The sequence below is a fragment of the Staphylococcus sp. FSL H8-0121 genome, assembly GCF_038008425.1.
Classification (GTDB): Bacteria; Bacillota; Bacilli; order Staphylococcales; family Staphylococcaceae; genus Staphylococcus; species Staphylococcus pasteuri.
On sequence record NZ_JBBOZB010000002.1, the window covers coordinates 941892 to 957305 of the forward strand.

The window sequence follows — 15414 nt, forward strand, 5'->3', positions numbered from 1 at the left end:
AATGTTTGGTTCTAGTTTAGATTCATCACAATTAATGCAAGCACTATATGAAACACTTTATATGGTTACAGTAGCATTGGTAATTGGCGCATTAATCGGCATACCATTAGGTGTATTGCTAGTTATTACTAGAAAAAATGGGATTTGGCCCAATACGATTTTACATCAAATACTTAACCCCATCATAAATATATTAAGATCTATACCTTTTATTATTTTACTAATTGCAATTATACCGTTCACCAAAATGTTGGTAGGCACTTCTATAGGTACGACTGCTGCAATTGTTCCTTTAACAGTGTATGTTGCACCTTATATTGCAAGACTTGTAGAAAACTCATTATTAGAAGTGGATGATGGTATCATAGAGGCCGCAAAAGCAATGGGAGCGTCTCCTATACAAATTATCCGTTATTTCCTACTTCCAGAAGCATTAGGATCACTTATTTTAGCAATTACAACTGCCATTATAGGCTTAATAGGAAGCACAGCAATGGCTGGAGCTGTTGGTGGCGGAGGTATAGGTGATTTAGCACTTGTATATGGTTACCAACGTTTCGATACAATCGTCATCGTCATAACTGTAGTTGTATTAATTATAATTGTACAAATTATTCAATCACTCGGTAATTTTATTTCACGTAAAATTAGAAGAAATTAAAATCTATTTATTTCCATGATATAGGAGGCGTAAACAATATGAAGAAAATTTTAGGAGTAATTATTTTAGCGGTATTAGTATTATCTGCTTGTGGTGGGAAGAACGACAAACAAGTTACAGTTGGTGTAGCATCTAATGACACTAAAGCATGGGAAAAAGTGAAAGAACTAGCTAAAAAAGATGGTATCGATGTACAAATCAAGCATTTTTCTGATTATAATGTTCCGAATAAAGCATTAAGTGATGGAGACATCGATATGAATGCCTTTCAACATTTTGCGTTTTTAGACCAATATAAGAAAGCACATAAAGATGCCAAAATCTCAGCAATGAGTACAACGGTATTAGCACCTTTAGGTATTTATTCAGATAAGATAAAAGATATAAAAGATGTGAAAAAAGGAGCTCAAGTAGTTATACCAAATGACGTATCAAACCAAGCACGTGCACTTAAATTATTAGAATCAGCAGGCTTAATTAAATTGAAAAAGGATTTTGGTTTAAATGGCACTACAAAAGATATAGTTGATAACCCTAAAAATTTAAAAATTAAAGCAGTCGATGCACAGCAAACTGCACGCGCATTATCAGATGTAGATATATCAGTTATTAATAACGGTGTGGCGACAAAAGCAGGAAAGAATCCAAAGAAAGATCCAATTTATTTAGAAGATCAGAATTCTGATGCAGTACAACCGTACATTAATATTATTGCAGTTAATTCAAAAGACATAGATAATAAAACTTACAAAAAAATAGTTAAGTTATATCATTCAAAAGAAGCTCAAAAAGCATTGAAAGAAGATACTAAAGATGGCGAAAAACCTGTAGATTTATCTCAAAAAGAAATTAAAGATATTGAAAAAGAACTAAAAGAATAATGATTAGTCTTACATCGAGATAGTAAGAAGTATACATTTTCAAATTGTTAGAAACTATAACAAAAATGTATTTGCCTTACTTTCTCGATGTTTATTTTATGAAAGCAAATAATTTTAAAAGTAACATTATGAAAAATAAAATGTAATTTGTAACTTTAAAGTGTAAAGAGGAAATGTGCAATTTATATAGTAGAAATGTATTTTATGTAAGAATCAATTTGATAATATTATTATATTTGTAATCATAATGTCATGAAATACAAATATCATATACATATAAAACAAGTATAATAGATATTGTATAAATAATCCGAGATATAAATAGAGTATTTTAGGAGGAATAAGTAATTGAATAAAAAAATTATTGCTGCAATCGTTGGAACTAGTGCAGTAAGCGCTATTGCAGCAACGCAAGCCGATGCAGCAACAACGACACATAAAGTTAAAAGTGGAGAGTCACTCTGGTCTATATCGAATAAATATGGTGTTTCCGTTTCGAAATTAAAATCATTAAATGGAATGACATCTAATATAATATTTCCAAATCAAGTTTTAAAATTATCGGGATCAACTAGTAGTACGAGCAAACCAAGTAATTCAACTTCAACAAGTAGTTCATCTACTTATACAGTTAAAGCAGGAGATACATTATCTTCAATTGCTTCTAAGTATGGAACGAGCTATCAAAACATAATGAAATTGAATGGTTTGAATAGCTTTACTATTCATCCTGGACAAAAATTAAAAGTATCAGGAAAAGCTACTAGTACAAGTAAGCCAAGTAGCTCAACAACTACAAGTGGTAGTTCATCAACGTATACAGTTAAAGCAGGAGATTCATTATCTTCAATTGCGGCTAAATATAACACATCTTATCAAAAAATTATGAGTTTAAATGGGATGTCTAACTTCTTTATTTACCCTGGACAAAAGTTAAAAGTAACAGGAAGTGCTACTGCATCTAACACTGGTTCTAGTAATGCAAGTGCAAGTAATAATGGTTATAAAACACCTGTTTTCAATCATCAAAACTTATATACATGGGGACAATGTACTTATCATGTATTTAACCGTCGTGCTCAAATCGGTAAAGGTATTAGTACATATTGGTGGAACGCTAACAATTGGGATAACGCAGCAGCAGCTGATGGTTACACAATTGATGGTAAACCAACTGTTGGTTCAATCGCACAAAGTGATGCAGGATATTATGGTCATGTAGCATTTGTAGAACGTGTTAACAGTGATGGTAGTATTTTAATTTCAGAAATGAATTGGGCTGCTAAACCTGGAATTGTAACATATAGAACAATTCCATCATATCAAGTAAGCTCATATCGATACATTCACTAATAAATAGATATAACAATGGACTACTGATTAAGTTAATTAACTTTTTCAGTAGTTTTATTTTTTATTCATATAAATTGGATACGTGAAATTAGAAGTAATGACTATTGTAGAGAATTCAATCAATTATATTATTCACAAATAAAACATCCACCTCACCTTTGAATAGGTAAGATGGATGTTTAGCATTAAATTACATTTAAATGTTCAAGCAATTGCTTATAGTTATTTACTGCTGATGAATAATAAAGTTTTTCATTATTTTTAACATTTGTTAATGGATGTTCGATAATTTGAGTCATATATTCAGCCAACTGATTAATATTGTTGGCTTCTACTAAGTAACCGTTTTGACCATGGTCAATAATTTCATTCGGACCGTATCTAACATCGTACGAAACAACTGGACAACCCATTGAAATACTTTCCATAATCGTTAAACCAAATCCTTCATAGCTACTTGTTAAGAGAGATGCTTTAGATTTTTTGAATTCTGCTAATGGATTCGATGTATATTTGTGAATACTCACTTTGTCATTTAACTGATATGTTTCAATTAAATCATCCATCATTGCTCTTTGATTATCCACATCTCTACCGAAAAGCGCCAATTTGGTCTGATGACCACTTTTAAGAAATTCATTATAAGCTTTGAGTAAGTGATCTAATTGTTTTTCTTTACTGAATCTACCTATAAACACGAAGCGGTCTTCTTTTTCATCGTCTTTAGTTGGCTCTTTAGCTGTAGTATCCTCAATAAAATGTGGTATAAGTGTAAATTGGTTATCTGCAATATCGTACATTTGTTGAATATCTTCTTTTTGCTGCTGAGTCAAAACGATAAATTTTTCTACATTTTCTTTATGTTCAAAGGCGTATTTAAATGATTTTTTAATTTTTTCACCAGATAAGTGTGAACTATGCAGAACTAATATGTTTCGTGTTTGATGTGATTGGGAGAGTAGCGGATCGTCTAAAAGTCTAGCATCGCAGAATACGATATCATCATCATTGAATTTATGTTCAAAATAGTATTTTGCAAAAGCTTTGTCGTCAGAGAAAGTTTCATAGACTTCTCCGTTTTTAAGTAATTTAACAAGATTCACACTATTTTTATCATTATCTTTAAAATGACGTTCACAGTACATTTCACCGTCAGGGTAAAACATCATTTCCTGGCTTTTCTTTTTTGAACCGTCAAAATAGTGAAGTACTCTATGTAAATAACCATAAGAGTTGTATTCATGACGCATTGTTTTCATACCTGTTTCTGGAGAGATAACATCTTCGTAATGTAATATTGAGTTGTTAGAAAAATATTTTCTAAAACGTACTAATTGATGATTTTTGTCATAATATTTAATTTCATGATTTTGAGGATTTTTTTCAGCTTTAAGACCAGAAATACGTTTTGATACTTTGTTATATTTTGGTTTCTTTAAAATTTTGGTCTTTGGAACATCATAAATTTTGAAATTTGTTAACCATTCATAAATATTTTCAAATTCTATATTATCTGTAACTTTATGATCTTCTAAAAATTTTTTATAAATATTGGGGTAGTTTCTATTATAATTCGTCGTCAAAATTTTAGTCGGTACATTAAATTCTTCATCGATTAACTTTATTCTTCTTAATAAGGCTTGTGTTCTACCACCGTGTGAGGGAGGTAAAGTGGACGTGACTGTATAAATCATGTTGCAAGCTCCTTTCGGTAGTATCCATAGATTATTATAAAATGATAAATTCAACATTATTCAATTTTGAATTATTGTCATAGTAAGATTTTTTAATGAAAATTACAAATATTTTGATAAATAGTTGTTTGAAGTAAAATGTAAAAAGAAGAAAGATATTAATTGGTTGATATGAATGAATATAGCCTAAGACTTCGATGTCCTAGGCTACTAAAAATTTTATTTGTGCTTATTTGAAATCATCTGAGTATTCGTTTTTAACTTTTCTAAAGCTAGTAAATAAACGAGTACCATTAATTGCAAAAGATACTAAAGCGTTTAATTTACGGAATTTACTAGCAGATTTAATTGATACATAGAAGTCTATTATTGTTCCTAATGCACTTAAACCTAATGATAAATAAACAAGTTGTTTATTTTTTGCATCATATCTAATACCATTATATCCATCAACAATAAAGCCTGCGATTCCAAATAAATTTGATAAACGTGTTGTACTTGATTTTGTTGCCATGATTTTCCCTCCAATGTAAAACTTTTGATTATACTGATTACCCATATTTTATTAATTATACACTAAAAATTATAAAATGATGAAACAAACCTTTAGGGGAATTATGATAACATAATACTAAATATATTTTGAATTTTAAAATATTTGATAAGGGAGTTAATGACATGATTAAGTGTGTTTGTTTAGTTGAAGAAACCAAAGACAAAATTTTACTTGTACAAGTGCGTCATCGTGAAAAATATTATTTCCCGGGTGGTAAAATTGATGAAGGAGAAACACAATTAGAAGCACTAATCAGAGAACTTAAAGAAGAATTGAATCTTCACCTTTCAGAAACTGAGTTATCATATATAGGTACAGTAGTAGGAAAGGCGTATCCTCAGGAAAATATGCTTACAGAACTAAACGGATATCGTGCTACAACAACAATCAATTGGGATAATATACATACAGATAATGAGATTACTGATATTAAGTGGTTTGATAAAGATGATGTTGATATGATTGCACCTGCCGTTTTAAAATGGATTAATGAAATGTCTACAGAGTAAATAGGTGAGACTATGAATATATTGAAATATGAAACTAAATATTATGATGCAGTAAAATCAATAGAACTATTAGAAGAAGATTTACGATTTGCTAAACCGCCATTAGAAAACTTAGCATCTGCAAGGAAAAATGAAAATAGACATCCTACTCTAGTGATGGAAGGTCAGCAATGTTTGGCTTTCTTTACTTTACATGAAGGTGATGGCCCAGAATCGTATTCATCTAATCCTAATGCCATTTTCTTTAGATCATTTGTTGTAGATTCTCGTTATCGTGGTAAAGGCATTGGTAAATATGTAATACAACAACTTGATCAGTACATTAAAGAAGTATATCCGCATATTAATGAAATTGTTTTAGTTGTAAATACTGATAATCCAAAAGCAAAATATATATATGAACAAGCTGGCTATCGACATACAGGTAAATCTACAATGATAGGTAAACCTGTTTATGTTATGTCACATACAATTTAAAAAGCAGAACGTAGATAAGAATGATGAAGCATGTTTCATTCCTACGTTCTGCTTTGTTTTATTGTTTTGTATTTGGCTGATTTATTTTTCTTTTAATTAAAAATGCAGTTATCCATGCGGTGATAGGGATACTTATAGCAACAGCGATACCACCGAATAGGATTGAGATAAATTCTTGTGCAAATATTTTTGAATTAATGATATGACCGAATGAATAATTGAGTTTGAAGAACCAGAAAAACAAAGTCAACTGACCGCCAAAATAGGCCAAGTATATTGTGTTTGCAGATGTGGCTAAAATTTCTCTACCTACACGCATCCCTGATTGGAATAATTGATGTTGACTTAAATTTGGGTTCGTCTCATTGAGTTCGTACATAGGTGAACTAATGGTTATGGCTAGGTCGATCACTGCAGCTATCACTGCTAAAACGATAGTAAATATCATGAATTGGACCATGTTGATGCCAATGTTCATTGAGTATACATATGTTTCGTCTTGTTGTTCTGTAGCGAAACCTTGTAAATGACCAACATTTACTGAGATGTATATGGCTAAAATTAAAATTACTGTCGTTACAAGTGTGCCTATAAAGGCGGCTTGTGTTTTAACGTCGTAACCGTTTAAGATGAATAAATTACATGCAGATACAACGATACAAAATATAATTGTCGTGAGATAGATAGGGACTCCAAAGATAATCATTAAGATGCTAATAATGAGTACAATAAAGTTTAAGAATAATGTAGCAAATGATATTAATCCTTTTTTACCACCAAAAATAATCATTAATATTAATAATAAGAGACCTAATATAGTAATAGCACTCATCGTTGATGCCCCCTTACTTTAAACCATAATTCCATTAGAGCAATCGTAATTGGAATCGTTAAGACAATACCAATACCACCTATTAGAGCGCGGGCAACTTCTAATGACCAATTCATAGAAATAGTATAAGTAATGGTATTAGCATTTTTTAAATAAATAAGGAACATAGGCAAACTACCAGCTAAATAGGAAAATAATAAAATATTTGTCATTGTTCCCATAATATCTTGCCCAATGTTTCTTCCAGCAAGAGCCCATCTTTTCATACTAATTTGTGGTGTGCGTTGGAGTATTTCATTCATACCACTAGCAATAGTGATAGCAACATCCATCACAGCTCCTAGTGAACCAATTAACACAGAAGCTAAAAATACATCTTTAGGTGGTAATGTTAGGAAACTCATCGTTTCATATTTAATACCGTTGCCATGTGTCATACGAATGACTAGCTCAGCAATACCTATACAAAGGAAGGTTCCGGCTAATGTTGAGATAATAGTGATAAGTGTACGCATTCGCCATCCAATAACGAGTAATAGAGTGAGCGTTGTCGATACAATCATAGCTATTACCATTAATAAGAATAGACTAGTGCTACCTATTTGATTATGAATGTATATGGCTCCTAATACTGCTATTGAATTTAATATGAGTGACAGAATGGATTGCAAGCCAACTTGTCTACCTACTAATAGTATAGTAATAAGGAAAATACCGGTTATAAGGACGACAAGACTATCACGCTTTTTTTCAATAATATAAGCATCATTCGGTTTTTTAGAGATATGTAATAAAACTTTATCGTTTTTAGAAAAACGTTCTGAATCAGCCTGTGACTTAACATAGTCGTTAGTAATCGTTGATTTAGCGCCTTCAAATTTACCATTCAAAATTTGGATAGTAAGTCGATCTTTATATTTGATATCTTTGTTATGCTGTTCGTCAGTCACATGTTGTGTATTGATTCTTTGGACATTTGTAACTTTACCTATAGGCATTTGATAGAACTTTTCGTTAAATAACGTAAAGATAAATAATCCTATAAAAAGGAAGATGAATATCATAACGATCCAATAAAATTTATTTTTGAAAAAGGCATGGAATTGCATTCAATAACCCTCAATTCTACAGTTGAAATAATAGAATGATTATACGATTATTTAATTTATATTTCAAAAATTAACGTAGCCTTTAATTTTTAAGTCTATAAAAGTTGTCTATTTAAATTAGTTCATTTGATGATTTCATATTTAATGATATGTAGATGTTTTGTTGAATAAGGTTTTTATTGTTTGTAATGCTATTGGTAAATCTGGTTTGAGATTTTCCTTTTTAGCAATAACGCAAATTGTACGCTTTAATTCCGTATGACTAAGTGATACCTTAGTCCATTGGTTTGACTGTTTATCTAATGAAATCGTTTGGGGGGTAATAACTACACCTCTTTCATTCTTTAAAAGATATTGTGCTAATTGTATATCTGTAATCGTACGGATTGAAGATGACAATTTAGCTTTAATAGACTCTGGTAATGCTGTTAGACAGTATACATTTTCTTGTTGTAATTGTTGCAATTGTGGTTGTAACGTGAACGTAATTGAATTGTTTTTATTTGAATATAAGTGATAGTGTTCTTCAAATAAAGGCGTCATAATTAGGTTTGTATGATGCTTGATTTGATCGGTTAATTCAACAATACCAATATCTATTTCCCCTGCTAAAACACCTTCTAAAATAGTTTCATCCTCACTTAAGTCTGGAAAAATAAGACTTTCTGTTTGCTGTTCAAATGTTTGGACAAGTCGTCCTAGTATATTGGAAACGTCACTTTCACTATAGGATAAATAAATACTTTGATTACTCAATATATTTTGATGCTGAAATAATTGAACAGTTTTATCAAACTGATCCAAAATTTTAGTTGCCTCTTCTAGTAATTGTTTGCCCTCAGTTGTTAATAAAATATTTCGACCTCTTCTTTTAAATAAAGAGACGTGTAGTTCCTTTTCTAATTGGGTTATTTGGCGGCTTATAGCTGATTGAGCAATGTTTAATTCTAGTGCAGCTTCTGAAATATGTTCGCGTCGAGCGACTTCTACAAAATATTTAAGTTGTTTTATTTCCATGATTAAACCCCTCGCTTTAACAATCCATGCTTCTTGATTACATTTAACACTTATTATAACAGTTTATACACAAATCATTCTCTTTTTTAGATAAATATTATCTAATTTATATATTGAACAGATGAAAAAATTACATTATATTATTTATTATCATGTATCAATTGTCAGAAAATTCTAAAAGGGAGTGTGCATCATGTATAATGAGAGGCTAAAAAAGGGATTATACGACTATCGTGAGGAACATGATGCTTGTGGTATTGGTTTTTACGCTAATATGAATAATATTAGAACTCACGATGTTATTGGAAAATCATTGGAAATGTTGTGTAGATTAGATCATCGAGGCGGTGTTGGCGCTGATGGAATGACTGGTGATGGTGCGGGGATCATGACAGAAATTCCTTTTGAATTCTTTGAACATTTCTCTGATCTAGAGCTTCCAGATGAAGGCGAGTATGCTGTTGGCATGTTTTTCTCAAAAGAGAGAGTGATAGGAAGCAATAATGAAGCGGTATTGAATCAATATTTCGAAAATGAAGGACTAAAAATTATTGGATACCGGGATGTGCCGGTCAATAAAGAAGCAGTAGCACAACATGTTGCGGATACAATGCCTTATATTCAACAAGTATTTGTTGATATTAGACACGTTAATCATATAGAAAAACAACTTTACTTAGCTAGAAAGCAAATTGAATTTTACGCTGAAAACGAAGACTTGGAACTATATTTTACAAGTTTGTCCCATAAGACGATTGTTTATAAAGGTTGGCTGCGTTCGGACCAAATTAAATCTTTATATCTAGATTTAACGCATGAATCTTATCAATCTAAACTTGGACTTGTTCATTCAAGATTTAGTACGAATACATTTCCGAGTTGGAAACGAGCACATCCAAATAGGCTCCTCATGCATAATGGAGAAATTAATACCATAAAAGGTAACGTGAATTGGATGCGTGCACGTCAAAATAAATTAGTTCGTACATTATTTGGTGAAGACCAACATAAAATACACCGTATTGTCGATGAAGATGGTAGTGATTCTTCAATTGTAGATAATGCATTGGAATTTTTATCTTTAGCAATGGAACCGGAAAAAGCAGCGATGTTATTAATTCCAGAACCGTGGCTTTACAACAAATCTAACGACAAAGAAGTACGTGCATTTTATGAATTTTATAGTTATTTAATGGAACCATGGGATGGGCCGACTATGATTTCATTTTGTAATGGGGATAAAATTGGCGCTTTAACAGACCGAAATGGTTTACGTCCAGGTAGATACACGATTACAAAAGATAATTACATTGTATTCTCATCTGAAGTGGGAGTTATAGATGTACCTGAATCTGAAGTAGCATTTAAAGGACAATTGAACCCTGGTAAGTTATTATTAGTTGATTTTAAACAGAATAAAGTAGTTGAAAATAATGATTTGAAATCAGAAATTGCAAGCGAACATCCTTATTCGAAATGGATACATACGGACAAATATGACGCTAATATTGAGAATACTGAATACCGTTCAAGTCTTTTAGATTCAAAGACGTTGTTAAAATTGCAAAATCAATTCGCTTATACGAAAGAAGAAATCAATAAATATATCGTTGATTTAGTAACTCAAAAGAAAGATCCGATAGGGGCGATGGGCTATGATTCACCTATCGCAGTCTTGAACGATAGACCTGAAACCCTATTTAATTATTTTAAACAATTATTTGCACAAGTGACTAATCCACCTATTGATGCATATAGAGAGAAAATTGTTACAAGTGAGCTATCTTATCTAGGTGGAGAAGGTAACCTATTAAGACCAGATCAAACTGTACTACATCGCGTTCAACTTAAAAGGCCTGTAATGACAGAAGCACAGTTAGAAGTTATCGATGTAAAGAAATTTAAAACAACATATGTATCGACAATTTATCAAGATAATTTAGAACATAGTCTTGATTTGTTGGCAGAAACGGTTATACAACATGTTAAAGATGGTGCAGGAATTATTGTATTAGATGATAGTTTATTAGAGTCTAATGAAGGATTTGCAATGCCAATGTTATTAGCAGTAAGTCATGTTCATCAATGTTTAATACGTGAAGGACTAAGAATGGAAACAAGCATAGTTGCAAAATCAGGAGAAACACGCGAAGTACATCATGTAGCATGTTTATTAGGTTATGGAGCTAATGCAGTTGTACCTTATTTAGCACAACAAACAGTAGAACAATTAACCATTAATAATCAATTATCAGGAACGGTTGCAGCTAATGTTAAAACTTATACCGATGTTTTATCAGAAGGTGTAATCAAAGTAATGGCCAAAATGGGTATTTCAACAGTTCAAAGTTATCAAGGGGCACAAATTTTTGAAGCTGTTGGTATATCACAAGATGTTATTGATAAATATTTTACAGGTACACAATCTAAAATTTCTGGTATTAGTATTCAACAAATTGATGATGAAAATAAAGCTAGACAGAGTCATCATTCAGATTATTTAGCACCTGGTAGTACATTCCAATGGAGACAACAAGGTCAACATCATGCCTTCAATCCACAGACTATTTTTCTATTACAACATGCTTGTCGTGATAACGATTATAAGTTATTCAAACAGTATTCAGATGCGGTCAACTATCAAAGACAAGATTTTATACGTCATTTATTGGAATTTAAGTCTTGTAAACCAATTGATATATCTAAAGTGGAACCAGCCTCTGAAATTGTAAAACGATTTAATACTGGTGCCATGAGTTATGGTTCTATTTCAGCAGAAGCACATGAAACATTAGCACAAGCGATGAACCATCTAGGTGGTAAGAGTAATAGTGGAGAGGGTGGCGAAGATCCATTACGTTATCAACCTCGAAAAGACGGTAGTAGTAAAATAAGTGCTATCAAACAAGTAGCGTCAGGTAGATTTGGAGTAACAAGTGATTATTTACAACATGCGAAAGAAATTCAAATCAAAGTAGCACAGGGTGCTAAACCAGGGGAAGGCGGTCAATTACCAGGATCTAAAGTATATCCATGGATAGCCGAAACAAGAGGATCTACACCAGGTATAGGATTAATTTCACCGCCACCACACCATGATATTTATTCTATTGAAGACTTAGCACAATTGATTCATGATTTGAAAAATGCGAATAAAGAAGCGGATATCGCTGTTAAGCTTGTTTCGAAAACAGGTGTAGGAACAATTGCCTCAGGTGTAGCTAAAGCTTTTGCTGACAAAATTGTAATCAGTGGTTATGACGGAGGTACAGGGGCATCCCCTAAAACGAGTATTCAACATGCAGGGGTGCCATGGGAAATCGGATTAGCCGAAACCCATCAAACATTAAAATTAAACGATTTACGTAGTAGGGTGAAATTAGAAACAGATGGTAAATTACTCACTGGTAAAGATGTAGCGTATGCATGTGCGCTTGGAGCGGAAGAATTTGGATTTGCAACAGCACCGTTAGTTGTACTTGGATGTATTATGATGCGTGTTTGTCATAATGATACATGTCCAGTGGGAGTTGCTACTCAAAACAAAGATTTACGTGCGTTATTCAAAGGTAAAGTACAGCACGTAGTTAATTTTATGTACTTTATTGCAGAAGAATTAAGAGAAATACTTGCATCTTTAGGATTGAGAACAGTTGAAGAATTAATAGGACGTACAGATTTATTACAACGTGCCTCACATATAACACCTGGTACTAAGGCTGCATCTATTGATATTGAGCGTTTGCTAAGCATAGTAGAAGGACCAGATACTAAACAAATTGCTCAAGATCATCATTTAGATGAAGGTTTTGATTTAAATTATTTATATCCTGATGCTATACAAAGTATAGAAGCAGGACGTGCATTTTCAGGAAGTTATACAGTTAAGAACGTACAACGTGATGTTGGCGTAATTACTGGTAGTGCGATTGCTAAACAATATGGGGAAAAAGGATTGCCTGAAGATACAATATATGTACATACGGAAGGTCATGCTGGACAAAGTCTAGCAGCATTTGCACCTAAAGGGTTAACCATACATCATAATGGTGATGCGAATGACTATGTTGGAAAAGGTTTATCTGGAGGAACGGTGATAGTTCAAGCGCCAAATCAATCACGTGAAAATGAAATTATTGCAGGAAATGTTTGTTTCTATGGTGCGTCGAAAGGTAAAGCTTTCATTAATGGTAAAGCTGGCGAACGTTTTTGTATCAGAAATAGTGGTGTCGATGTAGTAGTTGAAGGTATTGGTGACCATGGACTTGAATATATGACAGGGGGACATGTATTAATTCTTGGTGACGTTGGAAAGAATTTTGGTCAAGGTATGAGTGGTGGTGTTAGTTACATCTTCCCAAGTGATGTTAATGAATTTAAAGAAAAGCATGCACTTTCTACTATGGAATTTAGTGATGTGACATATGAAGAAGAAAAGCAATTTATTAAATCAATGCTAGAAGCTCATGTGAAATATACACATAGTTCAAAAGCACAAACACTACTACAACGCTTCGATCAAATTTCAGAATCAGTCGTAAAAGTGATACCTAAAGATTATAAATTAATGATGCAAAAAATTGATATTCAATTACGTCATCATAATCAAAAAGACGAAGCAATGTTAGCAGCATTTTATGATGAAAGAACAAGTATAGATACAAAATTAAAACCGGCAGTAGTTTATTAAGAAAGAGGGATTATCATGGGCGAGTTTAAAGGGTTTATGAAATATGAAAAACAAGCATTATCAGAGTTGTCTTTGATTGATCGTCTTTCAAACCACAAAGCATTTCAAAATCGATTTTCAAAAGATGATGCTTCAATTCAAGGTGCAAGATGTATGGATTGTGGTACACCATTTTGTCAAAGTGGATTATCCTATGGGAATGAAACCATAGGATGTCCAATTGGTAATTACATACCTGAATGGAATGATCTTGTTTATCGTGGTGACTATAAAACTGCCTACGAAAGACTTAGCGAAACTAATAATTTTCCGGAATTTACAGGGCGTGTATGTCCAGCACCATGTGAACATGCATGTGTGATGAAAATTAATAGAGAGTCAGTAGCGATTAAAGGTATTGAACGAACTATTATTGATGAAGCTTATGACAATGGCTGGGTTAAACCGAAATATCCTGAAGCGGATAGAAATGAAACAATTGCAATTGTTGGAAGTGGTCCGGCCGGTTTGACAGCAGCAGATGAACTTAATCATCGAGGATATAAAGTGACAGTATACGAACGTGTTAAAGAACCGGGTGGATTATTGATGTATGGTATTCCTAATATGAAGTTAGATAAAGATGTTGTGAGACGTCGTGTCAAATTAATGGAAGAAGCTGGCATTACATTCAAAACAGGTATAGAAATAGGTGTAGATATCAATCGTGAAGAACTAGAAAAGATGTATGATGCAATAATTCTATGCACTGGTTCTCAAAATGCTAGAGACTTACCTTTAGAAGGACGTATGGGTTACGGTATACATTTTGCAATGGATTATTTAACTGAACAAACTCAATTTTTAAATGGTGAAATTGACGAGGTAACAATAACAGCTAAAGATAAAAATGTCATCATTATCGGAGCAGGTGATACAGGTGCAGACTGTGTTGCTACTGCATTACGTGAAAATTGCAAATCTGTCGTACAGTTTAATAAGTATACGAAATTACCTGAAGAAATCACTTTTGAAACCAATACGTCATGGCCATTAGCCTTACCAGTATTTAAAATGGATTATGCTCATAAGGAATATGAAGCACGTTTTGGTCAAGAACCACGTGCTTATGGTGTACAAACGATGAGGTATGATGTGGATCATATTGGTAATGTTAGAGGACTCTATACACAAGTAATTAGTGAAACTGAAGATGGAACTGTAATGGGAGAAGGGTCAGAAAAATTTTGGCCTGCTGATTTAGTATTACTTTCCATTGGTTTTGTAGGTACTGAAACGACAATTCCACAATCATTTGGTATTAAAACTGAAAGAAATAAAATTATTGCTAATGATAGAGATTTTAGAACGAATCATTCGAAAATTTTTGCTGCTGGTGATGCTCGAAGAGGTCAAAGTCTTGTTGTTTGGGCTATTAAAGAAGGTAGAGCAGTGGCTGATGCAGTTGAAAGTTATTTAAATCAAAAAATTCTAGTGTAAAAAAAGAATTGACTTTTAATGAACGCTATTATAATATATTTATTGTGTTCAATGGAGGAATACCCAAGTTCGGCTGAAGGGATCGGTCTTGAAAACCGACAGGGCCTTAACGGGCCGCGGGGGTTCGAATCCCTCTTCCTCCGCCATTAGAATTTT

At 32.6% G+C, this 15414-nt stretch carries 12 protein-coding genes and 1 tRNA gene; 8 read left to right on the top strand and 5 right to left on the bottom strand.

Annotation, left to right across the window (positions count from 1 at the left end; genetic code table 11):
- The first annotated feature begins 1 nt into the window (after position 1).
- The 3 genes from LFT63_RS09895 to LFT63_RS09905 all read left to right on the top strand — a co-directional run bounded on the left by LFT63_RS09895 (position 2) and on the right by LFT63_RS09905 (position 2895).
- Entirely contained in the window at positions 2-661 is a 660-nt protein-coding gene (locus tag LFT63_RS09895) for a methionine ABC transporter permease (protein ID WP_029056567.1), read from the top strand.
- A 38-nt stretch (positions 662-699) separates the two neighbouring features.
- Positions 700-1542, top strand: coding sequence for a dipeptide ABC transporter glycylmethionine-binding lipoprotein (gmpC, locus tag LFT63_RS09900; RefSeq protein ID WP_017638306.1), 843 nt, complete (start codon positions 700-702; stop codon positions 1540-1542).
- Positions 1543-1890: 348 nt separating this feature from the next.
- Positions 1891-2895: a LysM peptidoglycan-binding domain-containing protein gene (locus LFT63_RS09905; protein WP_017638307.1), complete on the top strand. Its 1005-nt coding sequence runs from the start codon at positions 1891-1893 to the stop codon at positions 2893-2895.
- A 185-nt stretch (positions 2896-3080) separates the two neighbouring features.
- Here the strand turns inward: LFT63_RS09905 and LFT63_RS09910 are convergent, their stop codons facing one another.
- Entirely contained in the window at positions 3081-4589 is a 1509-nt protein-coding gene (locus LFT63_RS09910) for a glycosyltransferase (RefSeq protein ID WP_029056565.1), read from the bottom strand.
- 229 nt (positions 4590-4818) lie between these two features.
- Entirely contained in the window at positions 4819-5103 is a 285-nt protein-coding gene (locus LFT63_RS09915; protein WP_017638309.1) for a hypothetical protein, read from the bottom strand.
- A 164-nt stretch (positions 5104-5267) separates the two neighbouring features.
- Here LFT63_RS09915 and LFT63_RS09920 point away from each other — a divergent pair, with 164 nt between their 5' ends.
- Both LFT63_RS09920 and LFT63_RS09925 read left to right on the top strand, forming a co-directional pair.
- Positions 5268-5654, top strand: coding sequence for an NUDIX hydrolase (locus LFT63_RS09920; protein WP_017638310.1), 387 nt, complete (start codon positions 5268-5270; stop codon positions 5652-5654).
- A 12-nt stretch (positions 5655-5666) separates the two neighbouring features.
- Positions 5667-6131, top strand: coding sequence for a GNAT family N-acetyltransferase (locus LFT63_RS09925; RefSeq protein ID WP_017638311.1), 465 nt, complete (start codon positions 5667-5669; stop codon positions 6129-6131).
- 58 nt (positions 6132-6189) lie between these two features.
- Here LFT63_RS09925 and LFT63_RS09930 read toward each other — a convergent pair whose 3' ends face one another.
- The 3 genes from LFT63_RS09930 to gltC form a co-directional block, all read right to left on the bottom strand.
- The gene (locus LFT63_RS09930) at positions 6190-6963 is read right to left on the bottom strand and encodes a YibE/F family protein (RefSeq protein WP_340768974.1); all 774 of its coding nucleotides are present in this window, start codon (positions 6961-6963) and stop codon (positions 6190-6192) included.
- A complete protein-coding gene (locus tag LFT63_RS09935) occupies positions 6960-8072 on the bottom strand; it encodes a YibE/F family protein (RefSeq protein ID WP_340768975.1) in 1113 nt (370 codons plus the stop codon). The genes LFT63_RS09930 and LFT63_RS09935 overlap by 4 nt, the downstream gene beginning before the upstream one ends.
- Positions 8073-8213: 141 nt before the next feature.
- A complete protein-coding gene (gene gltC / locus LFT63_RS09940; RefSeq protein ID WP_029056563.1) occupies positions 8214-9089 on the bottom strand; it encodes a glutamate biosynthesis transcriptional regulator GltC in 876 nt (291 codons plus the stop codon).
- Positions 9090-9282: 193 nt separating this feature from the next.
- Between gltC and gltB the strand changes: the two genes are divergently transcribed.
- The 3 genes from gltB to LFT63_RS09955 all read left to right on the top strand — a co-directional run bounded on the left by gltB (position 9283) and on the right by LFT63_RS09955 (position 15404).
- Positions 9283-13779 carry a glutamate synthase large subunit gene (gene gltB / locus LFT63_RS09945; RefSeq protein WP_340768976.1) on the top strand — a complete coding sequence of 1499 codons (4497 nt, stop codon included), beginning with the start codon at positions 9283-9285 and terminating at the stop codon, positions 13777-13779.
- 15 nt (positions 13780-13794) lie between these two features.
- On the top strand, positions 13795-15258 hold the full coding sequence (locus LFT63_RS09950) for a glutamate synthase subunit beta (RefSeq protein ID WP_340768977.1): 1464 nt from the start codon (positions 13795-13797) through the stop codon (positions 15256-15258).
- Between the two features lie 53 nt (positions 15259-15311).
- Positions 15312-15404 (top strand) — tRNA-Ser (locus tag LFT63_RS09955).
- Positions 15405-15414 lie beyond the last annotated feature (10 nt).

Excerpts from the sequence above, each read along its gene's own strand:
- LFT63_RS09925 (WP_017638311.1), top strand. The coding sequence starts at position 5,667 with ATGAATATATTGAAATATGAAACTAAATATTATGATGCAGTAAAATCA.
- LFT63_RS09930 (WP_340768974.1), bottom strand. The coding sequence starts at position 6,963 with ATGAGTGCTATTACTATATTAGGTCTCTTATTATTAATATTAATGATT.
- LFT63_RS09915 (WP_017638309.1), bottom strand. The coding sequence starts at position 5,103 with ATGGCAACAAAATCAAGTACAACACGTTTATCAAATTTATTTGGAATC.
- gltC (WP_029056563.1), bottom strand. The coding sequence starts at position 9,089 with ATGGAAATAAAACAACTTAAATATTTTGTAGAAGTCGCTCGACGCGAA.
- LFT63_RS09910 (WP_029056565.1), bottom strand. The coding sequence starts at position 4,589 with ATGATTTATACAGTCACGTCCACTTTACCTCCCTCACACGGTGGTAGA.
- gltB (WP_340768976.1), top strand. The coding sequence starts at position 9,283 with ATGTATAATGAGAGGCTAAAAAAGGGATTATACGACTATCGTGAGGAA.
- LFT63_RS09950 (WP_340768977.1), top strand. The coding sequence starts at position 13,795 with ATGGGCGAGTTTAAAGGGTTTATGAAATATGAAAAACAAGCATTATCA.
- LFT63_RS09935 (WP_340768975.1), bottom strand. The coding sequence starts at position 8,072 with ATGCAATTCCATGCCTTTTTCAAAAATAAATTTTATTGGATCGTTATG.
- gmpC (WP_017638306.1), top strand. The coding sequence starts at position 700 with ATGAAGAAAATTTTAGGAGTAATTATTTTAGCGGTATTAGTATTATCT.
- LFT63_RS09895 (WP_029056567.1), top strand. The coding sequence starts at position 2 with ATGTTTGGTTCTAGTTTAGATTCATCACAATTAATGCAAGCACTATAT.
- LFT63_RS09920 (WP_017638310.1), top strand. The coding sequence starts at position 5,268 with ATGATTAAGTGTGTTTGTTTAGTTGAAGAAACCAAAGACAAAATTTTA.